Origin of the sequence: Rhizobium sp. N324 (assembly GCF_001664485.1) — a bacterium.
Classification (GTDB): domain Bacteria; phylum Pseudomonadota; class Alphaproteobacteria; order Rhizobiales; family Rhizobiaceae; genus Rhizobium.
Map to the genome: position 1 here is coordinate 185403 of NZ_CP013635.1, position 26203 is coordinate 211605.

Here is a 26203-nt window from a genome sequence, read left to right on the forward strand (position 1 = left end):
GAATTGTCCCCTCTTGCGGTGACGAGCGGATGTCATCCCGCCTGCGGGCGCGGGATGACATCCGGAAGACCGGGTCGTTCAGAGATCCGACGGGAGATCGGTGCCGAGCCACTTCTGCGATATGGCGTTCAGCGCGCCATCGGTTTTGGCGGCAGCGATGATGCCGTTCACCTTCTCCAGAAGAGCCGCCTGCTCCTTGTTGAGGCCGATATAGCAGGGCGAGTTCTTGATCAGGAATTTGAGCTCCGGGCGCTTGGGGGGATTTTTGGCGAGGATCGCCGCCGCCACGACGTTGCCGGTAGCGATAGTGTCGACCTGGCCGGAGAGGAAGGCCGAGATCGTGCCGTTATTGTCCTCGTAACGCTTGATCGTCGCGTCGCCCGGCGCGATCTTCGTCAGCTCCAGATCCTCGACCGAGCCGCGCGTGACGCCGATGCTCTTGCCGGCGAGATCTTCCGCCTTGGCGATCGAAACATCGGCCGGCGCGAACACGCCATTGAAGAAGGGAGCGTAGGCTGCGGAGAAATCGATCACCTTTTCGCGCTCCGCATTCTTGCCGAGGCTCGATATGACCAGATCGACCTTGTTGGTCTGCAGATAGGGCACGCGGTTGGCGCTGGTGACCGGCACGAGTTCGGTCTTGACGCCCAGCTTTTCGGCAATGAGATTGGCGACGTCGATATCGTAGCCCATCGGCGCCATATCGGTGCCGACGCTGCCGAACGGCGGGAAATCCTGCGGGACCGCGACACGCAGCGTACCGCGCGCCGTGATGTCAGCGAGAGCATCGGCATGAGAAGCGGAGCCGAGGCCGAGGCCTGCCGCCAGGGTCGCGATTGCGAAGAAAACTCGTCTTGTCAGCATGCGTTCATTACTCCTTTGAAGTTGCGTTTTGGGGGCTGAGAGGTGGGGACACGGTCCTGGGTCGGGAGCGACAGGGAATTGCGCAGATCCGAAAGCGGATCCGGGCGGGCGGTGAGGTCGAGGCCCATTTCCACGTCGTCGAGATGCTCGACGGAGAGTTCCGCAGCTCTGACGAAATCGCCCGCCTGCATGGCCTCGAAGATGCGGCAGTGCCCCTCGTGGGATTGTGCGGCGTGAAATTCGGATTGATAGAGCATCGAAATGAGGATCGTCCGCGCGGTCAGGTCGCGCAGGATATCGACGATGATGGCGTTGCCGCTCAATTCGGCGATGCGGATATGGAAATCGCCCATCAGATAGGTCAGGCGCTGGCGGTCGCCCGCCGCCATGGCATTTCGCTCCTCGGTGAGATGGGCGTCGAGCGCCTTGCTGCCCTCGTCCGTCAGCGTCCGCATGCTGCGCAGCAGCCCGGCCTCGACGATCCGCCGCGCCTCATAGACCGCGATCGCATCTTCGGCGGACGGCTCGACGACAAACCAGCCACGCCGAGGGCTGACATGCACGATGCCGCGTGTCTCCAGCCGCATCATCGCTTCCCGGACGCGGGTTCTGGACACGCCGAAGAGCGCTGCCAGCTGGTTTTCGCCAAGACGCATACCAGGCCGGATCTTGGCAGAAAGGATGCCAGAGACGATCGTCGCCTCGATGGATTTCTGCGTGGTCTCGGATGTGTGGCTATCTTGCATACAAGACAGAAAGCAAAGCGCATGCCAAAATCCTGTGTTCAGGATTTTCAAGATGCCGCGAATGCTGTGCGGGAAATTTGACTGCCGGGAATGCAGATTGAATGTAATTTGTGCGGGCGTCGGCGCCCGCAGACGCCGGTTGGTTCGACCGCGATCTTTCAGATCTGCGGTCGAACTGCCGCGCCGATCGTCTTTGCGCTTTTTAGTTGAAACTCGAGGTTTTGAGGAATTCCGCGAGCCGTTCGGTCTTCGGCCGCACGAACATCTCCTTCGGATCGCCCTCTTCGCAGATGACGCCCTGGTTCATGAAGATGACGCGCGACGAAACCTCGTAGGCAAAGCGCATTTCATGGGTGACGAGCAGCATGGTCATGCCGTCGGCGGCAAGCCCCTTGATGACCTGCAGCACTTCGCCCACCAGTTCCGGGTCAAGCGCCGAGGTCACTTCGTCGAACAGCATCAGTCTCGGCGACATGGCAATGGCGCGGGCGATGGCGACGCGCTGCTGCTGGCCGCCGGAAAGCTGACCGGGATAATGGTTCGCGCGGGCGGAAAGGCCGACGCGATCGAGCCATTTTTCCGCGACGGCGCGGGCATCCGGCTTCGTCATTTTCTTCACCTTGACGAGGCCGAGCATGACGTTTTCGGCGGCACTCATATGCGGGAAGAGATTGAACTGCTGAAAGGCCATGCCGGTCAGCGCGCGCTGGCGGGCAATCTCCTTCTCGCCCTTGCGGCGGCGTGTTGCACCGTCGACGCGGTAGCCGATCTCTTCGCCGTCGAGGCTGATCGTGCCCCCCTGGAATTCTTCCAGCATGTTGACGCAGCGCAGCAAGGTGGTCTTTCCGGAGCCGGACGAGCCGATGATGGAAATGACCTCGCCTTCTTCAACGGCGCAATCGACGCCTTTGAGGACTTCGTGGATGCCGTAAGTCTTGCGCAGACCCTTGATGTCGAGAATGGTCTTGGCCATCGGGGGCTCCTTAGGACGGCAGGGCGGTCTTGCGCTCGACATATTTGCCGAAGTGCTCGATACCGTAATTGACGATGAAATAGAGACCGCCGGCCAGGAAATAGAACTGGAGGCTCATGAAATTGCGGGAGATGATCTCCTGCGTGCGCAAGAGAAGCTCGGCGACGCCGATGACGGAGAGCAGCGTCGAGGCCTTTACCATTTCGGCCGCCGTATTCACCCAGGCCGGCAGGCACTGGCGCATCGCCTGCGGCCACAGCACCGAGGTGAAGGTCTGGGTGAAGGTCAGGCCGATCGCCTTGGCGGCTTCGGTCTGCCCCTTCGGGATCGCCTGAAGCGCGCCGCGGACGATTTCACCGACATGCGAGGAGCAGAAGATCGCCAGGGCGAGCACGCCGGCGGAGAACGGTCCGAGATCGAGCCCGACGGCGGCGGAGACATAGTAGCTTGCCAGCACCAGCACGAGCACCGGCGTGCCGCGGATGATATCCGTATAGGCGCGCACGATCAGACGCAAAACAACGCCGCCATAGACGAGCGCCAGGCCGACGAAAACGCCGAGCACGGACCCGGCCAGAATGGCCAACAGCGAGATGGACACGGTGACGCCGATGCCGTTGATGATGACGTAGCGGGCGATCCAGAGCTGTTCGAGAAAGGTGTGGGACATTGATCTATCTCGGCAGGGCCAGACGGCGCTCGACGAAGCGCATCACGGCGGCGATGAGGAAACAGGTCACGACATAGAGGGCCGAGGTGACCATCCAGGTTTCGATGACGCGGAAACTTTCGACATTGATCTTGCGGGCAGCAAAGGTCAGTTCCGGCACGGCGATGGCGGCGGCAAGCGAGGTGTCCTTGAACAGCGAGATGATCGTCGAAGACAGCGACGGCAGCACGTTGCGCAGCATCAGCGGCGCGATGATCGAGCTGCGGATCTGCATTCCCGTCAGACCGATGGCGAGGCCGGCTTCGGTCAGCCCTCGCGGGATCGACAACAGGCCGGCGCGGAACACCTCGGCCAGATAGGCGCCGGAATAGAGGGAGAGAACCAGCACGAAGCTTTTTATCTTGTCGAGGCGCACCCCCATCTGCGGCAGCGCGAAAAAGGCGAAAAGCACCAGGACGAGGATCGGCAGGTTGCGAATGACCGTGACATAGACCCGCGCCGGCACCACCGCAAAGCGGTTTTTGGAGGTCAGCGCAAAGGCCACGACGAGACCGATCGCAGCCCCGATCAGGATCGAGATCACGGCCAGGCCGAGACTGAGCGCAAGCCCGCTCAAAAGAAAATCGAAGTTGCGCCAGACGGCAGCAAAATTCAGCGTGTAACCCATGCGGGCCGCCCTTTCAGAATACGGCGCGTCAGCGGAGCGGGAGAACAATCCCGCTCCGCATGACCCTTACTTGAACTCAACAGGAAAGCCGATCTGCGGCGGCGTCAGATCCTTGCCGAACCAGGTCTTGAAGGACTTGGCGTAAAAGTCGAATTCGACGCCGGTCATGGCTTCATGGAGGGCGGTGTTGACGAAGTTCAGCCAGTCCTGGTCGCCGCGCTTGACGGCGCAGGCATAGGTCTGCGGATTCCAGCCGTAGCCGGCATCTTTGTAACGCCCCGGGTTCTGCGTCATGTACCAGGCAAGCGACGACTGGTCCGTGGCGACGGCATCGGCACGTCCCGACTCCAGAGCCTGATAGATCAGGTCGACGGAATCATACTGATCGACGGTCGCCTCCGGCAAGGCCGCATGCACCATCGTCTCGGCATAGACGTTCTGCAGAACCGAGATAGTGACGGAGGAACCGGCGGCCTTGAGCGCCGCGAAGTCGGCATATTTTCCGTCCGCCTTGAGCATCAGGCCGACACCCTCGCGATAATAAGGAATGGTGAAGGCGACCTGTTGGGCGCGTTCGCCTGTCACGGTCATGAACTGGCAGGTGATGTCGACCTTGTCGGTGGTGATGTTCGGGATGCGGGCGTCGGAGGACTGGTTCACATATTCGATCTTCTCAGGATCGCCGAAGAGTGCCTTGGCGATGATATGGCCCATGTCGACGTCGAAACCCTGAAGCTTGTCGTCGGCGCTCTTGAAGTGCCAGGGCGCATTGGTGCTGCCCGTGCCGAGCACGAGGTGGCCACGGGCCAGCACTTCATCGAGCTTGCTGCCCTCGGCCAGCACAGGCGTGGACAACAAGGCGGCGGCGACCAGCGACATCACGCCGGTGCGAAAGGAAATGGTCATGGCGTTCCCCTTATGGATACTTTCCGATTATTCCAGTATAATGGACGCATGTCTGTTTTACTGGAATAACGTATCAAGTGCCGTCAGGGATGAATTGTCAATGGGCCATGCCGAAAAAACGCGCAGAAACGCGCGTGGCGATAATTTTGGCAGTGCAGCATTTTCCACCCGCCTACAGGCTGGTCGCCTGGCTGCGCTCCGATCGTTTCGGTGAATGGATAGGGAAGCCGCGTCGTAGCCGTCGGCGATCTCCTCGTTGTTGGAAACGAGGAAGAAACCGACATCCCGCGAAACGGTTCTCAGCCCCTCAGCGCCACGCCCTTTTCAGACGTGCAAAGGACGCTGTAGCTTTGATTTGAGCTGGATCAGAATTCTTCCCAATCGGACTTCAGTGCGCCAGCCGCTGATCCGTGAGCCGAGGCCGTGCGGACGACTTTCAAAACCGCCGGCGTTGACGAAGACCGTGATTTCGGCGCGTCCTCGAAACGGAACTGCTCGAGAAGCTTGAAGAGTGCGGCAGCCTCCCTGGCAAGGCCATGGCTTGCGGCAGTCTGCTCCTCGACCATGGCGGCATTTTGCTGCGTTCCCTGATCGACAGTGTTGATGGCATGGCTGATACCGCCGAGCGCCGTCGATTGTTCGCGCGCCGCCTCGACGATCGCCGTGACATTGGTATTGATGTCGTGAACCTGGCTCGTGATTTCCCGCAGCGCCGATCCGGCATTCGTGACGAGGGCGACACCGTTGGCGACATGCGAACCGGACGCGGTAATCAGGCTCTTGATCTCTTTCGCGGCTTTCGCCGACCGCTGGGCCAACTCACGGACCTCCTGAGCAACGACCGCAAAACCCTTGCCGGCCTCCCCTGCCCGCGCCGCCTCTACGCCGGCATTGAGCGCCAAAAGATTCGTCTGGAAGGCGATTTCATCGATGACGCCGATAATGTTTGAAATTTCGTGTGACGAGTTTTCGATCTGATCCATCGCTCCGATCGCATCCCGCACCACCTGGCCGGAATGCTCCGCATGGTGTTTGGTGCGCGCCACCAGCTGACCGGCTTCCTCGGCGCGGCGGCTCGAATCCTTGACCGTGGTGGTAATTTCCTCCAGCGCGGCCGCCGTCTCTTCGACCGATGCCGCTTGCTGCTCGGTGCGTTTTGCCAGGTCATCGGCTGCCGTGCGGATTTCGTTGGAACCAGCCGAAATCGCCTTGGCATTTTCGGCGACCGTTGCCATTGCGTCCTTCAGTTTTTCCGAGGCGCTGTTGAAGTCGGTGCGCAGCCGCTCCAGTGAGGGAATGAAAGGCTTCCGGATCGTCTGCGACAGATCGCCGTCGGCAAAATTTGTCAGGCAGTAGGCAAGTTGTTCGACATTCTCGACGCGCGCCGTGACATCGGTGGCAAACTTGACGACTTTGAACACTTGGCCGTTCAGGTCGAAGATCGGATTGTAGGAGGCCTGGATGTAGACCTTCCGTCCGCCCTTTCCGACACGCATGAATTCGTCGGCGATCAACTGGCCGCTCGCAAGCTTGCGCCAAAATTCCTTGTAAGCCTCCGATCTCGAATAGTCGGCTTCGCAGAACATCGAATGATGTTTGCCCTGGATCTCAGAAAGCGAATAGCCGAGGGCGGCGAGGAAATTTTCGTTGGCGTTCAAAACTTCGCCGGTCGGCGTGAATTCGATGATCGCCTGAGCGCGCGACAATGCGTCGATCTTGCCCGCATCCTCGGCGGATTTCAGCTTCTGCGCAGTGATATCGGTTGCGATCTTGATGACCTTGACCGGTCTGCCGCGCCGGAACACCGGATTGTAGGATGCTTCGATCCAGACCTCGCGGCCGCCTTTTCCGAGCCGCTTATATTGCTGCTGATCGAATTTCCCGGCTGACAGCTTCGTCCAGAAGGCCTTGTATTCCGCCGAGGACGCATAGGCGGGCTCGACGAACATGCGGTGATGTTGTCCCGCGATCTCCCGCAACTCATAGCCGAGCGCCCTGCAGAAATTTTCGTTCGCGGTGAGGATCGTGCCGGACAGGTCGAATTCGATCATGGCTTGCGAGTTCGATAGAGCGGCAAGAGCCGCGACAGCATTTGCACCACGATCAAGAATGCTCACTCGTAAATCCCCCCAGATTTCATCGCAGTCAATTCGGACAGGTCGCGAATATTTGCCCATGCTTATTAATGGGGATTTAATGATTAATATAAGGTTTAGCGGCCTGCTTTCGTCCTGAAATGAATGTTGCGCTCATCGACTGAGCGATTTTCGCGGCGAGCAAGCCGTCGTGCCAGATCAGACGCCTTTGCGCTTCGTACGGTAAACCGGGCTTCGGTCATATCTCCTTTCAGATGAATATACCGCTCATCATCCGCTTCAGCGCGTCAGCGAGACTAAAACAGCCACTGCCTCGAATCACCCCAATTTTGGACGCCTGCCTCCGCCCCAGGCAGGCCGATCAACTTCTGATACCCAAAAGAATTAACCATATTTCAGCGTTCGTGCGAAATAATGCGGTACGTAGATCAGGCCTCTCGACGCGGAAAGGCCACAAGTTATTTGGAGAATAGCCTTGGCTTTTACTATTGCCCGTAGCCTGGTGGCGTTTGGTGTCGCCGTTTCAGCAGGCCTTTTCATGTCGATCGGATTGCAGCAATCGGCGCTCGAACGGCTGAAGGTCAACGGCCCGGTTTACGAGCAGGTCGTCTATGGCAAGGACCTGATCGCCGATATTCTGCCGCCGCCGCTGTTTGTGGTCGAATCCTACATGCTTTCCTTCGAGGCGAGCAAATTTCCCGAACTCACCGACACCAATCTTGCCAAGATCGCCAATCTCAAGGCCGCCTACGACGACCGCCGCGCCTATTGGAAAACCACCCGGCTGCCGCAGTCTTTGAAGGACGAGCTTGAAAACGATGTGCTTGCCAAGGGTGATACATTCTGGGACGTGATGGACCGCGAAATCATCCCTGCCCTGAACGCCAAGGACGAGGACAAGGCGCACGGGGCGATCGAGCAGTTGCGCGTCGCCTTTCATTCGCACCAGGACGCGGTCGAGAAACTCGTCGCCAATTCCGACGCCTTCCTGAAGGGCGAGGAACACAATGCCGCCTCGGAAATCGTCACCTGGACGATCTACGCCGGTGGCGCCGGCCTCGGATCCTTCGCTTTGTTGCTGGTCGGGCTCTATCTGCTGCGCCGCCGGGCGATCGTGCCGCTCGACGGCATGAAGGCCTATATGGGCAACCTCGCAGACGGCGATTTTTCAACCGAGGTTCCCTATGCCAGCCGTTCCGACGAGATCGGCGCCATGTCCAAGGCCGTGGCGGTTTTCCGTCGCAACGCACTCGAGCGGCAGGACGCGCAGAAGCGCGAGACAGCGCTTCGCGATGCGGAATTTGAACGCGAACGCAGCCAGATGGCCGACAAAGCCGCCGACGAGCAGATCCGCGAAACGGTGATCGCTCAGCTGACCTATGGCCTGGACCAGCTATCACACGGAAATCTCGATTGCCGGATCGCCACGCCCTTTGCCGCCGCGTACGAGACTTTGCGCGCCAAGTTCAATGACAGTATGGACGCGCTTTGCGCCTCGATGGCCGAAATCGCCCAGACCTCCAAACAAGTGGATAGCTCCTCGGCCGACATTACGGGTGCAACCGAGAGTCTCGCTTTGCGCACGGAACAGCAGGCTGCCATGCTCGAAGAGGCCACAACCGCACTCGACAAGATGAATGCCAAGGCGAAAGACGCCGCCGAACATGCCGGCAAGGCAACCGGCATGATGACTGAGACCCGCACCAGCGCCGAACGTTCGGCGGCCGTCGTGCGCGAAGCGATCGCCGCCATGGAACGGATCGAAGGCTCGTCGTCGCAGATCGGCGACATCGTCAACGTCATTGATGAAATCGCCTTCCAGACCAATCTCCTGGCGCTCAATGCCGGCGTTGAAGCTGCCCGCGCCGGTGAGGCCGGCAAGGGTTTCGCCGTCGTGGCGCAGGAGGTGCGCGAACTCGCCATGCGCTCGGCCAACGCCGCCAAGGAGATCAGGGCGCTGATTTCCACGTCCTCGTCTCAGGTTTCCACCGGCGTGGAGCTTGTCAACCGCACCGGCAAGGCGCTTCAGGAAATCGAAGGACAGGTCGAGCAGGTTGCTGGGCTCATCGCCCGGATCGTTTCTGTATCCTCCGAACAGGCGGTCGCGATCCGCGAGATCAACGCCGCCGTCAACGCCCTCGACCAGGTGACGCAACACAATGCGGCCATGGCCGTCGAAACCGCTTCTGCCTGCCGCGCGCTCGGCGCCCAAACGCAGAGATTAGAAGGCGTCGTCAGGCGCTTTCAGATCGATGCGGCAAGCAGCATGTCAAGGCCGCGTCAAGCCGCTTGACCACTCGGCCGAGATCCTTTCACCTCACTTGTCGACAGTTGCAACGACGGCAACGCAATCGCCCGATTTGACCAGGCCCGGGAAATGCCGAGCACAGAGAATGCCGTCCATGCCGGCGCGGATTTCGTGGGGGGGCATGCCGGTTGTTCCGGTCGGATAGATGCGGGCGATCACAGCATGCTCCGTGACGGCCTCACCGAGATCGATAACCGGTTCGATCAATCCGCCCTCCTCCGCAAAGGAGAAACAGCGGCCGTCCGGCATGTCGAGCCAGGTCGTCGGAACGGCATCGACAGCGCCGGCGACGATCCCGGCATGGCGCAGCACGTTAATGGTGCCGCGTTTGGCGATCGCCGCAGTTTTGGCCGTGGCGGTGCCGCCGCCACCGAGTTCCGTGGTGATGAAGACCTTGCCCATCTCCTCGGCGGCGGTGTCGTACATGCCGACCGCATCGATCTCCAGCATCTTCATCGAATAGGGTGCGGCAAAGGCCGTGACGAAATCGAAAGCCTTCGCCTCCTGCTGCTTGTTCGGCAGGATATGGGCTGCGCAGAACGGCAGAAAGTCGAGCGTCTTGCCGCCGGAATGAAAGTCGAGCACGAGATCCGCCATCGGCAGAAGCACACGCTGAAAATAGTCGGCAATCTTCTCGGTCACCGTGCCGTCCGGCCGGCCCGGAAAGCTGCGATTCATGTTGCCCCTGTCGATCGGCGACGTCCTGGTTCCCGCCAGGAACGCCGGATAATTCATCGCCGGCACGATGATGACAGCGCCGCTCACCTCCTCGGCCTTCAGCGTGCGGGCAAGATCGAAGAGCGCGATTGGTCCTTCATACTCGTCGCCGTGATTGCCGCCGGTCAGAAGCGCTGTCGGTCCCTTGCCGTTCCGGATGACCGTTATCGGGATCATCACCGAGCCCCAGGCGGAATCGTCGCGGCTGTAAGGCAGACGCAGGAAACCGTGCTGGACGCCCTCGGCGGCGAAATCCACCGTCGCGCTGATCGGCGACGGTCGCAAGCCAATCTCAGTCATGACAGCCTCAATCCTTGACCATCAGTCTGCGCGGCACGTTTGCGAAGCATTCGACGCCGCTTTCGGTGATGAGAATGCTTTCGGTCGTCTCGAAACCCATGTCGTCGAGCCAGAGGCCGGTCATGAAATGGAAAGTCATGCCGGGTTTCAATTCCGTCCGGTCGCCGGGACGCAAGCTCATGGTGCGCTCGCCCCAGTCCGGTGGATAGGACAGGCCGATCGGGTAACCGGTGCGATTGTCCTTGACGATGCCGTATTTCTTCAGAACCGCGAAGAAGGCATTGGCGATGTCCTCGCAGCTATTGCCGGGCTTGGCGACAGCAAGACCGGCCTCCATGCCTTCGAGCGTCGCCTTCTCCGCGTCGAGAAAAGCCTGGGTCGGCTTGCCGAGGAAGACGGTACGCGACAGCGGCAGGTGGTAGCGGTTGTAGCAGCCGGCAATCTCGAAGAAGGTACCCTCGCCCTTCTTCAGCGGCCGATCGTCCCAGGTCAGATGCGGCGCGGATGCTTCGACACCGGACGGCAGCAGCGGCACGATGGCCGGATAGTCGCCGCCGATGCCATCGACGCCGCGGGTGCCGGCATCGTAGATTTCCGCCACCAGATCGCATTTGCGCATGCCGACCTCGATCCTGTCGAAGATGCGCGCGTGCATGGCTTCGACGATCCGGGCGGCATTGCGCATATATTTGATTTCGGTCTCGCTCTTGACCGCGCGCTGCCAGTTGACCAGCGCGGTCGCGTCGACGAAGCGCGCATTCGGCAGGTGCTTCTGCAGCGCCGCAAAGGCGGCCGCCGAAAACCAGTAATTGTCCATCTCGACACCGATCGTCAGCTTGCCGAAGCCGCGCTCGGTCAGGATGCCGGCGAGATAGTCCATCGGATGGCGCTCGGTCGACTGCACGTAGTGATCGGGATAGCCGACGATGTTGTCGTGCTTCAGATAGGTGGTGAACTTGGCGCCGTTGGCATCCTGGCCGCGGCCGAACCAGATCGGTTCGCCCTGCGGCGGCACGATCACCGCCTGGTGCACGTAGAAGGACCAGCCGTCATAGCCGGTCAGCCAGGCCATATTGGACGGATCGCTGACAATAAGCAGGTCGACACCCTTCGCCTCCGTGGCGCGCCGTGTCTTTTCCAGCCGCGCGGCATATTCGCCGAGCGAGAATTTGAGATTGGGCTGGGTCATGTTTCTTCCCTTCTCCGGCAAATGCCGGTCAGCTTTCGAATGGGGTCCCGGCATTCGCCGCACCGGCGCGGGCAAAGGCGAGGGTGGCGATGGCGGTGTCTTGGATGCCGGTCCCGGTGAGGTCGGCGATGGTGATCTGGTCGTCGCTCGTCCGTCCCGGCACCCTGCCGGCGACGATCTGGCCGAGCTCGGCGAAGACCGCGTCGGCCGCGACCAGCCCGGCATCGATTGCGTGATGCAGCTCGCCGAGACGCCGCGTCTGCTTCAGGCTGTCGGCGACATAGAGGCCGGCGTCGGCGATGACCGCCGGGTCGATCTCGTTCTTGTGCTCCGCATCCGAGCCCATGGCCGTCAGATGCTGCCCGGATTCCAGCCACCCGGCCTTAATGACGGGGCTTTCCGCGGGCGTGGTGGTGACGATGAGATCGGCGCCGGAGATTGCCTTTCTCGGGTCCGACATCGCAGTGACGGGAAACCCGAGATTTCCGCTCAATTCCCCCGCGGCGGCTTCGGCCTTTGCGGCATCCCGCGCCCATATCCTCGCTTCGCGGATCGGCCGCACCAGCCTCAACGCTTCAAGCTGCAGCCGCGCCTGCATGCCTGCCCCGAAGATGGTAGCCACCGACGCATTGTGCCGCGACAGATGTTTAGCAGCGACGGCACCGGCTGCCGCGGTGCGTATGTCGGTGAGATAGCCGTTATCCAGCAGCAGCGCCTGCACCAGGCCGGTCCGGCTCGACAGCAGCACCATCATGCCGTTGGTGCTCGGCAGGCCGATCTTTGGATTGTCGAAGAAACCGGGGCTGATCTTGATCGCGAAGCCGTCGACGCCGGGGACATAGGCGGTTTTCACATCGATCTCGCCGCGATAGTCCGGAATGTCGAGCCGCAGGATCGGCGGCATGGCGACGGCTTTGGTCGCAAGCGCTGCGAAAGCCTCTTCGATGCAGGCGACCGCATCGCGGTCGAGCCCGACGATCTCTCGCAATTGCGCCTCCGTCAGAATGATCATCCGGCTCATCGGCCATCCTCCCCGAACATTGCCGTCTCACCGTTGATCACCCGGCGGTGCTGTTCCATGTCGACATTTCGCCCGGACAGGATCGCAACGACGGGGCCGCTGGAGCCGATCTTTCCCGCAAGCAGCGCCGCGACGCCGACCGCGCCCGCGCCCTCCAGAATCTCGCGTTCGGCGGCATAAGCGTGGCGCATGCCGGCGGCGATTTCCGCCTCCGTCAGCAGGATGACGTCGTCGAGAAGGGCGCGGCACATGGCGAAGGTCACACGATTGTCGAGGCCGATGCCGCCGCCGAGCGAGTCGGCAAGGCTGGGTAGTTCCTCAACCTGCACCGGCCGCCCGGCATCGAGACTCGCCTTCATCGCCGCGCCCCGCTCCATCGTCAGGCCAATCACCTTCACCTTCGGATTGACGCCCTTGATCGCGGCGGCGACGCCTACCGCCAGGCCACCGCCCGAGAGCGGCACCAGCACCGTCGCCGCTTCCGGCAAGGCGTCGATGATCTCTAGCCCCAGCGTCCCCTGCCCGGCCACCACAGCCGGATGGTCGAAGGGCGGCACCATCACCAGTGCCTCCTCATCGACCAGCCGATCGACCTCCTGCTGCGCTTCGTCCTGTGATTGCCCGACGATGCGGATCTCGGCGCCGAGGCGGCGGATTTCCGCAACCTTGTTCTCCGGCACCAGCCGCGACATGCAGATCGTCGCGACGGCACCTTCAGCCTTTGCCGCATGGGCAAGCGCCCGGCCGTGATTTCCGGTCGAGGCGGCGACGACGCCGCGCGCACGTTCTGCCGGCGACAGCGCGAGCACTGCGTTGGTAGCCCCGCGCAGCTTGAAACTGCCGGTCGTCTGATGGTGTTCGAGCTTCAGCCAAACGGGAACGCCGGCAATGTCGCCAAGCGCTGCGGATTGCACCATCGGCGTTGCGACAACCCGGCCGGCGATCCGCCGCGCCGCTGCGCGAATATCCTCCAGCGAAACGGGCAAGGTGCTGACCATGATCTCAGCCTTTCCCGTAGGGTTTGGTCATCAATTGCCCGAGTTCGGGCCGCGCCTGGTCATCGCCGCAAAGCCTCAGGCAGGCCCAAGCGGTTGCCAGATTGCTGGTGACCACGGGCTTGCCGGTCTCGGCTTCGATGCGGGCGGCGACCTCGGCTGCGCGCACGGCGGTACACGAGATGAACAGCGCATCGGATTCCGGCGCCAGCGCCTGGCGTGCGAGGGATGCGATGTCATCCGGCGCAATCCGCGCCATTTCACGATCGTCACTCAGGCCGAGGCAGGTGAAACGGTCGATCGTAAAGCCGAGATCCGCGAAATAATCCGCCATCGGCCGGCTGGTCTCGATCGTATACGGCGTCAGCACCGAAATCCGCCTGGCGCCGAGCGTCTGCAGGCCTTTCACCGCCGCCGCCGTCGGCGTTACCACCGAAGCACCGGGTTTGGAGGCGTGGATCGCCGCTTCGATATTGCGGTCGCCGATGACGACCGAGGCGGAGGTGCAGGAATACATGACGGCATCGAGCATCTCATCCGGCAGGATCAGCGCAGCACCTTCCGTCAGAGACGGCTGCATTTTCAGAAGATTCTCCGGTGTGACCGGATTGGCGTAACGGATGCGGCTGACATAGACGCCGATGCGGTCGCTGGCGACCATACGCCGGAAATCGACTTCCGTCGTATGGTCCGTCGCCAGGATGATCAGGCCGATGCGCTTTTCGAGCGGCCGGTCGTCAAGTCGCGGCAGCCGGCCGGCGGGGATGATTTCGATCTTTGCTGTCATCTCAGTCATCCATCCTGGCGTAGCGCTCCTCGAGCCAGCGCAAGCCCGCGACCGAGATCAGGCTGATGACGAGGAAGAAGACGCCGACGAGCGTCATCGGTTCGATGTAGCGATAGTTGCTGTTGGCGATGCTCTTCGCCTGGTTCATCAGCTCGAGCACGGTGATCGCCGAAAGCAGCGGCGTCTCCTTGAACATGGCGATGAAATAATTGGCGAGCGCCGGGATCATCGGCGGGATGGCCTGCGGCAGGACCACGTGGATCCAGGCCTGGCGCGTCGTCAGATTGGTGGCCTTGGCCGCCTCCCATTGCCCGCGCGGCACATTCTCGATGCCGGCGCGATAGACCTCGGCGGTATAGGTCGCATAATGAATGCCCATGCCGATGACGCCGGCGGTGAGCGGCGACAGCCGAATGCCGATATCCGGCAGCACGTAGAAGATGAAGTAGAGCTGCACCAGCAGCGGCGTACCGCGGATGAATTCCGAGACGAAACCGACCGTCCTGGAAATGGCGGCGACCGGGGACCGTCGCGCAATCGCCAGACCGAGGCCAACGACCATGGCGACGGCAGCGCCGAGGACAGTGGCAAGAATAGTGATCTTGAACCCTTCGAGAAGGGTCGGCATGATCTGCCAGACGAAGTCCCAATCCCATTCCATCCGATCAGGTCCTTATGCCGTCGAGGCTGCGGGCCATGCGCCGCTCCAGCCAGCGCATCGCCGCCGAAATCGCCAGGGCCATGAGGAAATAGAGAATGAGGATGGTCGCGAAGGGCACCAGCGTATTGCCGGTCTGCGCCCGCACCACCTGCGCCTGAAAGGTCATATCCGTCAGCGAGATCAGCGATACGACGGCCGTGCCCTTCAAGAGCTCGATCGCATTGTTGCAGAAGGTCGGCAGCATCAGCGGCAGCGCCTGCGGCAGGATGACGTGGCGCATACGCTGATAGCGCGACAGGTTGAGCGCAACACAGGCTTCCGATTGTTCGCGCCCGACGGCCTTGACGGCGCCGCGCACCACCTCCGCCGCATAGGCGCCGACATTCAGGCCGAGCGCCAGCACGCCTGCCTGCAGCGGCGTCAGGGTCAAGCCGGCAAAAGGCAGCACGAAATAGACCCAGAAGAGCTGGACGAAGATCGAAGTGCCACGGAAAAACTCGATATAGGCGGTCGCCAGAGCCCGAACGGCAAAGAAGCGCGACAGGCGGCCGAGGCCCGCCAGGAAGGCCATGACAAGCGCCAGCGCCGAGCCCATGACCGTCAGTTGGAGCGTCACCAGGGCGCCCTCGAGGATCAGTGTCAGATAGCCGGACCATACCGCCATCGGCAACTCGCTTCTTTGGAGATTATTTCGCGATAATCCGGCCACGCCCATGACATGGCCGGATACGCACGTCGATTACTTGGCCGCGGCGCAGAGCTTGTCGCGGCTGGTCGACATCGCCGCCTTGGCCGAGAAGCCGTAGGGCTCGATGATCTTGGCGAATTCGCCCGATTCCTTCAGCTTCTTCAGCTCGACGTCGAAGGCATCGCGCAGAGCGACGTCCTGCTTGCGGAAGGCGGCGCCGTCGCAATAGACCGGTGCATTGACGACGGGGGCGACGGTTTCGAGGTTCGGATCCTTCGCCTTGGCCATCAGATCGTGGATCGACAGAACCGGCAGCGAATAGACGTCGATGCGGCCGTCCTGCAGCATCTTGATGCCGCTCTGGCCGTCCGGAACGACGATGACGCGGTCACGCGGCACGCCGGCCTCGAGCGCCAGCTTTTCCTCAGTGCCGCCGCCCGGCGCACCGATCTTGGCATCCGGATTGTCGGCAATATCCTTGTAGCTCGTCAGCTTCAGCGGATTGCCTTTCTTCAGGGCAAAAGCTTCGGCGTCGCAGAGGATCGGTTCGGAATAAGCGACGGCATTGCAACGCTCGGGTTTCATGAACAGGCCGGCGGTGATCGCGTCGTGGCGGCCCGCCTGCAGGCCGGGGATCATCGCGCCGTATTCCGAGATCGAGGCGACCACTTCCTTGACACCGAGCTTTTCGAAGATGACACGCGCGACATCGGGGGCAGCGCCCGAAACCTTGCCGTCGGCACCGACGGCGGTGAATGGCGGCTCGTTGGCGATGGCGATGCGGGCAAAGCCCTGTTCCTTCAGCTGTTCGAGCTTGTCATCGGCGGCGGATGCCGGAGCTCCAGCCGTCACCAGAAGCACCGACAGGCTGACGGCGCTTAAAACATGTCCTGCTTTCATCGTTCCCAACTCCTCTGGCTTTCTCTTTGAGTTTTGTTGTCCGCGGGCAATGTCTCAGGTCAGACGCGGTGCCCCGCCGCGATGATCTTGCGCAGGAAGGTCTGCGTCCTCTCCTGCGTCGGATTGCGGAAGATGTCGCCGGGCTTACCTTCCTCGACGATCCTGCCGCGATCGAAGAACAGCACGCGGTCGGCGAAATCATGGGCGAAACCCATCTCGTGGGTGACGAGAAGCATTGTCATGTCGGTCTCCGAAGCCAGCCGCCGCATGACGTTCAGCACTTCTTCGACCAGTTCCGGATCGAGCGCCGAGGTCACCTCGTCGAACAGCATGATCTTCGGCGACAGCGCCAGCGCCCGGGCGATGGCGACACGCTGCTTCTGCCCGCCGGACAGCTGCGCCGGGACGCTTCTGGCCTTGTCGGCAAGGCCGACCATCTCGAGAAGCTCCATCGCCAGCTTCTCGGCTTGCGGCCGCTTGATGCCCTTGGTCAACATCGGCGCCAGCGTCACGTTGTCGAGGACGCATTTGTGCGGAAACAGGTTGAAGTGCTGGAAGACCATGCCGATCTTCTCGCGCATGCGATGCAGATGCCGCTCATCGGCCGGCACCAGTCCGCCACCATTCGGCATATGGTAGAGCTGTTCGCCGTCGACCTCGATATGGCCGCCGCTGATCGTCTCCAGCGTCATCAGGATGCGCAGGATCGTCGTCTTGCCGGAGCCGGACGGCCCGATCAGTGCCAGCTTCTCACCCGGCATGACATTCATCGACAGCCCGTCGAGCACGGTCAGCGGACCGTATTTCTTGACGATGTTGTCGATGCGGATGATGGGCTGAGGCATTCATGTCTCTCCTTGTTGAGACAAGCAATGTCCTAACGATGACGGCCCATCGAAATCATGTCAATTCGCAAAATAATATCATGACAATTATTCTGCGCCTGCTGGAGAATGCGGCGGCCACCTCAGATCGCGAGCAGCAGCTCTTCCGGATTTCCCTGCGCCAGGGAGGCGACGATCCCGAGTCCGGTTCGCAATTCGCCTTCGGTCGTCGAACCGAGCGAGATACGCACTGCCGGCGTCCAGCCGTGATCGGCGGTGTGGAAGGATTTGCCCGGCGCGATCGCCACGCCGCGCAGCCTCGCCTGCGACACGAAGCCCTCCTCCGTATGGCTGCCGGAAAGCGGCAGCCATACATGCAGGCTTTGCGGATGCGCCCGGTGGCTGAGACCAGCCAGCATCTCCGCCGCGATTGCGTGGCGGTCGGCAAGGGCGCGGCGCTGCCAGTTGACCAGTTCCATCGCCGTGCCGTCACTGACCCAGCGGGTGGCGATCTCGGCCATGGCGGGCGTCGCCATCCAGCTGGAAACGAGATGCCGGTTGGCGACGGCGGCGACATAGCGGTCGGGGGCGACGAGGTAGCCGATCCTGAGACCGGGAACAGTGATCTTGGTGAAGCTGGTGACGTAGAGGGTCCGCTCCGGCGCGAACGCCGCCATTGGCGGCGCCCGGTCCTCGATCAGCGGACCGAGAATATCATTTTCGATGATCGCAATGTCATGCTTGGCGGCGACAGTGGCGAGCGCCTGCCGGCGCTCGGCGCTCATCAGCGCCGCCATCGGATTGATCACCGAGGGCTGCAGGAAGATCGCCCGGATCGGCCCCGTGCGGCAGGCTTCATCCAGCGCTTCGGGGATCATGCCTTGCTCGTCGATTGCCAGCCCTTCGAGGTGCAGGCCGAGATAACCACAGAGCGGCACCAGCGTATGGTGGCTGACCGCCTCGGTCGCAATCGTCGAGCCGGGCGGCGCGACGCTCATCAGCGCCACCGTCATGCCCGAGGTCGCGCCATTCGTCACGCTGACATTCAGCGGCGATACCTCGAGCCCGCAGCGCGCCAGCCATTCGGTGGCGACCGTGCGGTGACGGGGAAAGACCATGTTCGGCCGGAACGACAGGGCCGAGCTGGAGGGCAGGTTTTCCGAAAGCCAGCCGAAGGCCTGGCGCAGCCTTTCCAGATGGATCTGTTCGCAGACCGGCTTCAGGATCGACAGGTCGATTACCTCGCCCAGCCGCTCCGGCAGATAAGGCGGCTCCGGCTCGCGCGGCCTGGTCTGGACGAAGCTGCCGCGGCCGATCTCGCCCGATATCAGCCCGCGGCGGCTGAGCTCATCATAGGCGCGGCTTACCGTCTGCACGGACAGATGCAGCTCATCCGCCAGCTTGCGATGCGGCGGCAATTGCGCCCCGTCGGGGAGCTTGCCGTCGGTGATCGCATTGGCGATCTGCTCGGCGAGCGAGAGGTAGGCCGGCCGGCGGAGTTGCGAGGGATCAGGGCGCCACTTTGTCATGATTTCAACACTGCTGAAAATCAGTTCAATTGACAATGCCAAAATGCGCTCCCATTGTCTTTTCGCTGCGTTTGAAATGATTTCTTTCTAAAGAAAGCACCATGAAGCTCGACGCCATCGACCTGCGCATTCTCGACGCCGTCCAGCGCGACGGCCGCATCACCAAGCTGGCGCTCGCCGAAAAGGCCGGGCTGTCGCCGACGCCATGCTGGATGCGGCTGCGCAAGCTCGAAAAGGCAGGTGTTATCACCGGCTACCACGCCCGCATCGCTCCACGGCGCATCGCGCCGGTCGCCAGCGTCATGATGGAGGTGACGCTCGCCAATCATCGCCAGGCCGATTTCGAACGCTTCGAACGCGCCGTTGCCGCAATCCCGGAGATCGTCGCCTGCTGGTCGGTCGGCGGCGGTGTCGATTACATCCTGAAGATCATGACGGCCGATATCGACGCCTATCAGCGGCTGGTCGACGGGCTTCTCGACCGCGAACTCGGCATCGACCGCTACTTCACCTACATCGTCACCAAGACGGTGAAGGAGGAAATAGTGCTTCCGGTCGCTTCCTTCACCGGATCCGACGAGGACCAGAGCGTGTCGTAGACAATCTCTCTGCCAGTCCGGATGGGAACTGCAGGCGTGTCCGTCGCCAAGTTATATCGCGACGAGAGATCCTATAATCTGCCGACGCTGCCTGAGCGTGGCGTAATCTGCAGCGAGGAACGCGGCACAGGATGATCGCTCAACAGTCTTCGGACCAGCCGCGCTTCCGCCGCATGTTGCTAGTGCTTAAGGATTTGACTGAGGAACAGCTTGGTGCGCTCATGCTGCGGATTGTCGAAGAATTCTTCGGGCGCCCCCTGCTCGACGATCTGCCCTGTATTCATGAAGATCACCCGGTCCGCAACGGCGCGGGCAAAGCCCATTTCGTGGGTGACGCAAACCATGGTCATGCCGTCCTTGGCAAGACCGGTCATGGTTTCGAGCACCTCCGAGACCATTTCGGGATCCAGCGCCGAGGTTGGCTCGTCGAACAGCATGACTGCCGGCTGCATGCAGAGCGACCTGGCAATGGCGACGCGCTGTTGCTGGCCCCCCGATAGCTGGATCGGATATTTGTTGGCCTGTTCGGGGATACGCACGCGCTCCAGAAATTTCAGCGCTGTCTTCTTCGCCTCGGCCGCCGGCACGCCCTTGATCCACATCGGCCCGACCATGCAGTTCATCAGCACCGTCATATGCGGGAAGAGGTTGAAGTGCTGGAACACCATGCCGACATTCTTCCGGACGTCGCCGACATTGCGCATCTTGTTGTGCAGGGTGATGCCGTTGACGGTGATCTCCCCCTCCTGATGCGCCTCCAGCCGGTTGAAGCAGCGGATCAGCGTTGACTTGCCGGATCCCGAAGGACCGCAGACGACGATCCGCTCGCCCTTGCTGACCGTAAGATTGATATCCTTCAGCACCTGAAAGGCGCCGTACCACTTCGAAACGTTTTTCGCTTCAATGATCTTGTCGCCGTTCATCGGACTTTGCTCCTGGCATAATGACGTTCGATACGCGCTTGGATAAGCTCGAGGCAGATCGACATGATCCAGTAGAGCATGGCGGCGGAAATCAGCATCTCCATGTGCTGGAAGGTCTTCTGGCCCAGCGTGCGGGCCAGGAACATGAGTTCCCAGACGCCGATGACGGAGACCAGCGAGCTGTCCTTCAGCATCGAGATAAACTGGTTGCCGGTCGGCGGAATGATGACGGGCAGCGCCTGCGGCAGGATGATCTTGCGCATGGTGATGCCGAAGCCGAAGCCGATCGAGCGCGAGGCCTCCCACTGGCCGCGATCGATGCTCTGAATGCCCGAACGGAAGATCTCGGTCATATAGGCGCCGTAGCAGAGCGAGAGCGCAAGAATACCGGCGGGCACTGCGTCGATGACGAAGCCCAGCTGCGGCAAGCCGAGATAGATCAGATAGACCTGCATCAACAGCGGAAGGCCACGGAAGAACGAGGTGTAGAAACTGGCAATCGCATAGGCGAAGCCGTTGGTCGAGAGCTTGGCGACGGCACCCAATATGGCAATTGCCGAGGCGATCACGATCGAGACCGCAGAGACGTAGATCGTCGTCACCAGGCCCTGGGTGATCATGAACGGCAGTTTTTCGGCGATGAACGGCAGGCTCAGATGGAATGTCGCAAAGAACGCCAAAAAGAGGCCGAGCAGTTCCAGCCAGACAATGGCGATCTGCACCCGCAGGGACGCAAAGCCGATCAGCACGACATTAAAAACGAACAGCAAGGCGATGACGAAAGCGATGGCGAAACGACCGTAAAAGCCGCTGGCAGCGGGATCGCCGATGACGGGACGCATCAATTCGCCCATCGTTGTACCGGTCATATTAAACATCAGGAAAAACGCCAGCGCCACGGCAAACAGCGTCGCGACGAACCACGGCTTATGGACGAGTACTTCGGATTCGACTGTATCGGGATAAAGCATGTCTTGCCCCTTGCGGCAAATCGACGGTCCGGATGTCCGGACCGTCTGGGTCTGGCGGCGGTTATTTTACGACCGTGTAGTCCACGCCGTACCATTTTACCGAAAGCTTGCTCAGCGTGCCGTCGGACTGCATGCCCTTCACGGCTTCGGCGATCTTGTCGTTGAACGCCTTGTCGCCATGTTCGATGGCAACGGCGAGCGGTTCGTAGAAGACGGGGTCGCCGATCTGTTTGATCGGGTAACCGGCTTTGACGGCGTCGAGAATGCTCGGCAGCGACGAGACGACGGCATCGAGACGGGTGCCGTCGCCGAGGCGCAGATCGTCGAAGGCGGTGGTCGAATTGGCGTAGGACTTCACTTCCTTCGGCTTGAACTCGTATTTGAAGGCAGGCGCACCGGCGGCATCGAGCGTCAGGTCGCCTTTCGCATAGGCTTCGAAGGTGGAGGTGGCCGTGGTCCCGACGACCTTGCCGTCAAGATCGGAGAGCTTGGTTGCCTTGCTGTCATTGTGCGCGGCGACAGCAGCCGGCGTGTAATAATAAACGGCCGGGAAGTCGAAGATCTCGGCACGCTTTTTGGTCGGCGTCATCGAACCGACATGCATGTCCCAACGGCCCGCCCAATTGCCGGCCGTGATGATGTCCCAGCCGGGTGTTACGAATTCGACCTTCACACCGAGACGCCTGCCGATATCCTTGGCAACGTCGATGTCGAAACCGTCAAGTTCGTTCTTGTCGTTCATGAAGGATTGCGGCGCCCAGTTGGCGTCGGTCGCGACCTTCAGGTCCTTGGCCGCCAGCACGCGGTCGAGTACGGCGCCGGCATTGGCCGGAACGGCAGCCAGCACAATAGCGAGCGACGCGGCGGCCGCAGTCATCTTGGTCAGTCTGTTCATGCGATGGTTCCCTTTATTGTCATTCTTGGTTTTGGCCCGGGCTCATTCCCGTACCGTCATGCAATCTTGCAGTCGGAGAGACCTTTTCGTCTTCCGGCGATGGGAAGCAGCGGCAGACCGCTCGTTCCTTCAAACCGGGGAAGTCAGAACTCTCCTTTCTGGCGCATCTCGTCGCGAACGGAGCGGGCAACCCGGAAGGCTTCTACGCCGGCGGGAATGCCGCAATAGATTGCGATTTGCACGAGAGCGGCCCGCAATTCGTCGTCCGTCAGCCCGTTGCGAATGGCGCCGCGAAAGTGGATGCCGAATTCATGCATGCGGTTAAGCGCCGCGAGCATGCCGAGATTGAGAAGGCTACGCTGCTTGAGATCGAGCCCTTCGTCGGTCCAGGCCGCACCCCAGCAATATTCGTTGAGAACGTCCTGGAAAGGAGCGGAAAAGCTGTCGGCATTGTTCATCGCCCGGTCGACATAGTCGTCGCCGAGAACCTTGCGCCTGACGGCCTCGCCATTCTTTCTGAGTGTCTCATCCATGGGTCGTCTCCTCGCGAGTCAGGAAGCCGCGCATCAAATTCGCAACCGTTTCCGGCGCCTCGATCAGGATGGAGTGGCGCAATCCAGGCAGGATGCTGAGCGTCGAGCCCGGGATGCGCTCGTGCATGTAGCGGGCCATGCGTGGATTGGATCCGGCATCCTCCTCGCCCGTTGCAATCAGCGTCGGGCAGCGGATCTGGTCGAGGAAGCCGCCGAAATCCGTCTCCGCCAGCACCCGGTAGGCGGCGGCGTAACAGTCCGGATCATTCTCCGCATCGCGCTCACGAAGCCGCGCGATCACCGCGGGGTTGTTCTCCTGAAATTCTTCCGTCAGCCAGCGCGACAGCGAGGCATTGTGGTGGTCGGCAGGCGTCCCTGCCTGCAGTGCCGCCAGCCGCTCCAGCACTCGCGTCCGTTCCTCCGGTGTGCGGCCGGCGACCGTCGACAGCAGCATCAGCTTGCGCAGCCGGTCGAGATGGGTCAGCGCCAGACGCTGGGCGATCAGGCCACCGAGCGAGAAGCCGGCGAGATTGAAGGTCTGGAACCCAGCCTTGTCGGCCAGCGCCAGCGCCTCGTCGACGAAATCGTCGATCTCATAGCGGCCCTTGATCCGGCTCGAATGGCCATGGCCACGCAGATCGAAGGTCAGGACCGTGAACTGGTCCTTGAGACGTTGGACGACACCCGACCAGGCTTCGAGATAGGATCCGACGCCGTGGATGCAGACGAGCGGATCGCCGCTGCCGTCGATGCGGTAGTTGAGCGTCACATCTCCGACGGTATGGCGCTGTGCCTCTCCCATGATCAGTTCGCCGCTGCCGTGCGCTTCTGTTCCTTCTCTTGCTCGCGCGCCGCAAAGAAGGGCATGATTTCCCTGATGAACAGCTCCAGCGTCCGCTTCTGCAGTTCGAACGGCAGATTGAAGGTGAGACCGAGGCAATATTGATCGACGCCGGCGGCTTCGAACACCAGCAGCTTCTCGATCGCCTCGTCGGGCGTACCGAACATCAGGTTCTTGCGGATATTGTCCGGATTGTAGTTGTCCTTGCCCTTCACCGCCTCGTAGGGCACGGCCTCCGGAAAGCCTTCGCGCACCCTGCCGATATTCTGCATCAGGTTTTCGAAAGCACGGCCGTAATCCATGCTGTGCTTGACGGCTGTCTCCCAGCCATCCGGTTTGTCGTAGACGCAGGTGCGGCGTTGCATCATGAAGCGGGGGCGTGGCACTTCCGGATGATCGGCTACCGCCTTGTGAAACTTGTCGGAGAGAACCTGGATCTCGGCTGCCGGCGCCGAAAGCGGCGTCGAAAGGATGCTGGCGCCGTTGGCGATCGCCCAGTCGAAGGTGCCAGGATCGCGCGCCGCAACCCAAATCGGCGGATGCGGCCGTTGCAGCGGCTTCGGCACCGAGGTGGCGGTCGGGAAATTCCAGTAGTGACCGTCATGGGCATAATCGCCGGCCCAGAGCTTCTTCACCGCCGGCACGATCTCCTTCATATAGGCGACGCCTTCCTGCTGGGGCATACCGCCTGCCATGCGGTCGAACTCGTACTGGTAGGAACCGCGGGCGATCCCGAATTCCAGGCGGCCGTTGGTGAGATGGTCGCAGAGCGCCGATTCCCCGGCCAGCCGGATCGGGCTCCAGTAGGGCGCCACCAGCGTCGAGGTGCCGAGGCGGATCTGCTGCGTATGCTGCGCCAGCCACACCAGCGTCTGGAACGGGTTCGGCGAAATCGTGCATTCGATCGTGTGGTGCTCGGCGGTCCACAGCGCCTCGAAGCCACCCTCGTCGGCCATGCGGGCGAGCGCCAGAAGGTTGTGCTTGGCCGTCGACATCGGGACGTCGGGCGAGAAGCGTTCCATGGTCAGCGATACTGCGAATTTCATCTGCTAGCCTCCCTTTCGGGTTCGTTTCTTGTGTGTCGTCACTTCAAGCGGATGACGAACGGATCCTGCATCGCCCCGGAATAATCGATGATCACGTTCTTCAGCCGCGTGAACTCGTGCATCACCTCGAAGCCGCCGCGCCGTCCGTAACCGCTCTCCTTGAAACCGCCATTGGCGGACATGAAGGAGGCCGAGCGGTAGGTATTGACCCAGACGGTGCCCGCCTCGATCTGGTTGGCGAAGCGCAGCGCCCGGTCGATATCCTTGGTCCAGATGCCGGAGGCGAGGCCGTAATGACTATCGTTGGCGAGAGCGATCATCTCCGCCTCGTCGCGGAACGGCATGACGCCGACGACGGGGCCGAAGATCTCGTCGCGCATGAAGCCCATGTCGTTCTGCGCATCGACCATGACCGTCGGCTCGTAGTACCAGCCGCCGCTCGCCAGACCTTCCTTTTGCGGGCGGCGTCCGCCAGCGGCGATCTTGGCGCCTTCCTTGACGCCCCAGGCGACATAGCCCTCGACCTTCTGCAACTGGTCGGAAAGCGCCAGCGGGCCGATATCGGTATCGTCGGCGGTCGGCAGACCGACGCGGATGCGGCCGGTGCGTGCGACCAGCGCATCGATGAACTTGTCGTAGATGCCGGCCTCGACGAAGCAGCGCGAACCGGCAACGCAGGTCTGTCCGGCCGCGGCGAAGACGCCCGAGACGACCCCGTTGACCGCATGCTCGATTTCGACGTCGCCGAACACAACATGCGGCGACTTTCCGCCGAGCTCCATCGAGCAGGGCACGAGGTTCGCCGCCGCGTTGCCGGCAATGCGGCGGCCGGTGGCGGTGCTGCCGGTGAAGACATATTTCGAAACGCCGGGATGGCGAGTCAGGGCCTCACCGGCGATCTTGCCGGTGCCGGTCACGACGTTGACAACGCCCGCCGGGAAGCCCGCCTCGTGAATGAGTTCGGCCAGCGCCAGCGTCGAGGCGGTCGCGTGTTCCGACGGCTTGATGACGACGGTGTTGCCGATCGCCAGGCAGGGGGCCAGCGTGCCGGTCAGCAGCATGAGCGGCGAATTCCAGGGCGTGATCATCCCGACCACACCGAGCGGTTCGCGCAGATTGAAGTTCAGCGTGTCCATCCGGTTGATCGGGATCGTGTCGCCCTGCAGCTTATCGGCCATGCCGGCGAAATAGTGATAGCTGTCCGGCATCGAACGCATCTGCGCCCGGGTTTCCTTGAGAAGCTTGCCGTTGTCGCGCGTTTCGATTTCGGCGAGCGTGTCGGCACTGGCCCGCACCAGTTCGGCGAGGCGGCGGACAAGCGCGCCGCGATCGGTCTGCGTCATCCGCCGCCAGGCGGGATTGCGGAAGGCGGCGTTCGCGGCAGCAACGGCAGCGTCGACATCATCGGCATCGGCTTCGGCCAGATCGTACCACCGCTTGCCGGTTGTCGGATCGTAGCTGGCAATGTAATTGCCGGCCTTCGGCGCCACGAATTCGCCGTTGATGAACAGGCCCTGTCGCGAACCTTCGATGGAGCTGACTGTCGTCTTCATG

The 26203-nt window shown here is 61.8% G+C and carries 26 protein-coding genes; 2 read left to right on the forward strand and 24 right to left on the reverse strand.

What is annotated here, in order from left to right:
* Window positions 1-78 precede the first annotated feature (78 nt).
* The 7 genes from AMK05_RS30845 to AMK05_RS30875 form a co-directional block, all read right to left on the reverse strand.
* Window positions 79-864, reverse strand: coding sequence for a transporter substrate-binding domain-containing protein (locus AMK05_RS30845; RefSeq protein WP_064844020.1), 786 nt, complete (start codon window positions 862-864; stop codon window positions 79-81).
* Window positions 858-1610 carry a GntR family transcriptional regulator gene (locus tag AMK05_RS30850; protein WP_064844022.1) on the reverse strand — a complete coding sequence of 251 codons (753 nt, stop codon included), beginning with the start codon at window positions 1608-1610 and terminating at the stop codon, window positions 858-860. The genes AMK05_RS30845 and AMK05_RS30850 overlap by 7 nt, the downstream gene beginning before the upstream one ends.
* Window positions 1611-1812: 202 nt before the next feature.
* Window positions 1813-2583 carry an amino acid ABC transporter ATP-binding protein gene (locus tag AMK05_RS30855; protein WP_064844024.1) on the reverse strand — a complete coding sequence of 257 codons (771 nt, stop codon included), beginning with the start codon at window positions 2581-2583 and terminating at the stop codon, window positions 1813-1815.
* 10 nt (window positions 2584-2593) lie between these two features.
* On the reverse strand, window positions 2594-3253 hold the full coding sequence (locus tag AMK05_RS30860; RefSeq protein ID WP_003591527.1) for an amino acid ABC transporter permease: 660 nt from the start codon (window positions 3251-3253) through the stop codon (window positions 2594-2596).
* A 4-nt stretch (window positions 3254-3257) separates the two neighbouring features.
* Window positions 3258-3920 (reverse strand): amino acid ABC transporter permease, encoded by a 663-nt coding sequence (locus AMK05_RS30865; protein ID WP_064844026.1) that lies wholly within the window; start codon window positions 3918-3920, stop codon window positions 3258-3260.
* A gap of 66 nt (window positions 3921-3986) precedes the next feature.
* The gene (locus tag AMK05_RS30870) at window positions 3987-4826 is read right to left on the reverse strand and encodes a transporter substrate-binding domain-containing protein (RefSeq protein WP_064844028.1); all 840 of its coding nucleotides are present in this window, start codon (window positions 4824-4826) and stop codon (window positions 3987-3989) included.
* 365 nt (window positions 4827-5191) lie between these two features.
* Window positions 5192-6943, reverse strand: coding sequence for a methyl-accepting chemotaxis protein (locus AMK05_RS30875; RefSeq protein ID WP_064844030.1), 1752 nt, complete (start codon window positions 6941-6943; stop codon window positions 5192-5194).
* Window positions 6944-7397: 454 nt separating this feature from the next.
* Here AMK05_RS30875 and AMK05_RS30880 point away from each other — a divergent pair, with 454 nt between their 5' ends.
* The gene (locus AMK05_RS30880; protein WP_064844032.1) at window positions 7398-9215 is read left to right on the forward strand and encodes a methyl-accepting chemotaxis protein; all 1818 of its coding nucleotides are present in this window, start codon (window positions 7398-7400) and stop codon (window positions 9213-9215) included.
* Window positions 9216-9239: 24 nt separating this feature from the next.
* On the opposite strand, the gene doeB is transcribed toward AMK05_RS30880, so the two are convergent.
* The 10 genes from doeB to ehuR form a co-directional block, all read right to left on the reverse strand.
* Window positions 9240-10247 carry a N(2)-acetyl-L-2,4-diaminobutanoate deacetylase DoeB gene (gene doeB, locus AMK05_RS30885; protein ID WP_064844035.1) on the reverse strand — a complete coding sequence of 336 codons (1008 nt, stop codon included), beginning with the start codon at window positions 10245-10247 and terminating at the stop codon, window positions 9240-9242.
* 7 nt (window positions 10248-10254) lie between these two features.
* Complete coding sequence (doeA, locus tag AMK05_RS30890; protein WP_064844037.1) at window positions 10255-11436, reverse strand: ectoine hydrolase DoeA; 1182 nt, start codon at window positions 11434-11436, stop codon at window positions 10255-10257.
* Window positions 11437-11464: 28 nt separating this feature from the next.
* On the reverse strand, window positions 11465-12457 hold the full coding sequence (eutC, locus tag AMK05_RS30895) for an ectoine utilization protein EutC (protein ID WP_064844039.1): 993 nt from the start codon (window positions 12455-12457) through the stop codon (window positions 11465-11467).
* The gene (gene eutB, locus AMK05_RS30900; protein ID WP_064844041.1) at window positions 12454-13455 is read right to left on the reverse strand and encodes a hydroxyectoine utilization dehydratase EutB; all 1002 of its coding nucleotides are present in this window, start codon (window positions 13453-13455) and stop codon (window positions 12454-12456) included. The genes eutC and eutB overlap by 4 nt, the downstream gene beginning before the upstream one ends.
* A 4-nt stretch (window positions 13456-13459) precedes the next feature.
* On the reverse strand, window positions 13460-14239 hold the full coding sequence (gene eutA, locus AMK05_RS30905; protein ID WP_064844043.1) for an ectoine utilization protein EutA: 780 nt from the start codon (window positions 14237-14239) through the stop codon (window positions 13460-13462).
* Between the two features lies 1 nt (window position 14240).
* The gene (gene ehuD, locus AMK05_RS30910; protein ID WP_064844045.1) at window positions 14241-14900 is read right to left on the reverse strand and encodes an ectoine/hydroxyectoine ABC transporter permease subunit EhuD; all 660 of its coding nucleotides are present in this window, start codon (window positions 14898-14900) and stop codon (window positions 14241-14243) included.
* Between the two features lie 4 nt (window positions 14901-14904).
* Entirely contained in the window at window positions 14905-15564 is a 660-nt protein-coding gene (ehuC, locus tag AMK05_RS30915) for an ectoine/hydroxyectoine ABC transporter permease subunit EhuC (RefSeq protein ID WP_064844048.1), read from the reverse strand.
* Between the two features lie 75 nt (window positions 15565-15639).
* Complete coding sequence (gene ehuB / locus AMK05_RS30920) at window positions 15640-16488, reverse strand: ectoine/hydroxyectoine ABC transporter substrate-binding protein EhuB (RefSeq protein ID WP_064844050.1); 849 nt, start codon at window positions 16486-16488, stop codon at window positions 15640-15642.
* A 59-nt stretch (window positions 16489-16547) separates the two neighbouring features.
* The gene (gene ehuA / locus AMK05_RS30925) at window positions 16548-17333 is read right to left on the reverse strand and encodes an ectoine/hydroxyectoine ABC transporter ATP-binding protein EhuA (protein ID WP_064844052.1); all 786 of its coding nucleotides are present in this window, start codon (window positions 17331-17333) and stop codon (window positions 16548-16550) included.
* A 122-nt stretch (window positions 17334-17455) separates the two neighbouring features.
* Entirely contained in the window at window positions 17456-18841 is a 1386-nt protein-coding gene (gene ehuR, locus AMK05_RS30930; protein WP_064844976.1) for a MocR-like ectoine utilization transcription factor EhuR, read from the reverse strand.
* Window positions 18842-18942: 101 nt separating this feature from the next.
* Here ehuR and AMK05_RS30935 point away from each other — a divergent pair, with 101 nt between their 5' ends.
* On the forward strand, window positions 18943-19440 hold the full coding sequence (locus AMK05_RS30935; protein ID WP_064844054.1) for an Lrp/AsnC family transcriptional regulator: 498 nt from the start codon (window positions 18943-18945) through the stop codon (window positions 19438-19440).
* Between the two features lie 179 nt (window positions 19441-19619).
* Here the strand turns inward: AMK05_RS30935 and AMK05_RS30940 are convergent, their stop codons facing one another.
* The 7 genes from AMK05_RS30940 to AMK05_RS30970 form a co-directional block, all read right to left on the reverse strand.
* Entirely contained in the window at window positions 19620-20363 is a 744-nt protein-coding gene (locus AMK05_RS30940) for an amino acid ABC transporter ATP-binding protein (RefSeq protein WP_064844056.1), read from the reverse strand.
* Entirely contained in the window at window positions 20360-21334 is a 975-nt protein-coding gene (locus AMK05_RS30945) for an amino acid ABC transporter permease (RefSeq protein ID WP_064844058.1), read from the reverse strand. The genes AMK05_RS30940 and AMK05_RS30945 overlap by 4 nt, the downstream gene beginning before the upstream one ends.
* A gap of 61 nt (window positions 21335-21395) precedes the next feature.
* Window positions 21396-22229 (reverse strand): transporter substrate-binding domain-containing protein, encoded by an 834-nt coding sequence (locus tag AMK05_RS30950; RefSeq protein WP_064844061.1) that lies wholly within the window; start codon window positions 22227-22229, stop codon window positions 21396-21398.
* A gap of 143 nt (window positions 22230-22372) precedes the next feature.
* Window positions 22373-22762 (reverse strand): carboxymuconolactone decarboxylase family protein, encoded by a 390-nt coding sequence (locus tag AMK05_RS30955; protein ID WP_064844063.1) that lies wholly within the window; start codon window positions 22760-22762, stop codon window positions 22373-22375.
* Window positions 22755-23564, reverse strand: a complete 810-nt coding sequence (locus AMK05_RS30960; protein ID WP_064844065.1) for an alpha/beta fold hydrolase — start codon at window positions 23562-23564, stop codon at window positions 22755-22757. The genes AMK05_RS30955 and AMK05_RS30960 overlap by 8 nt, the downstream gene beginning before the upstream one ends.
* Window positions 23565-23566: 2 nt before the next feature.
* Window positions 23567-24649, reverse strand: a complete 1083-nt coding sequence (locus AMK05_RS30965; protein WP_064844067.1) for an LLM class flavin-dependent oxidoreductase — start codon at window positions 24647-24649, stop codon at window positions 23567-23569.
* Window positions 24650-24687: 38 nt separating this feature from the next.
* On the reverse strand, window positions 24688-26202 hold the full coding sequence (locus tag AMK05_RS30970) for an aldehyde dehydrogenase (protein ID WP_064844069.1): 1515 nt from the start codon (window positions 26200-26202) through the stop codon (window positions 24688-24690).
* Window position 26203 lies beyond the last annotated feature (1 nt).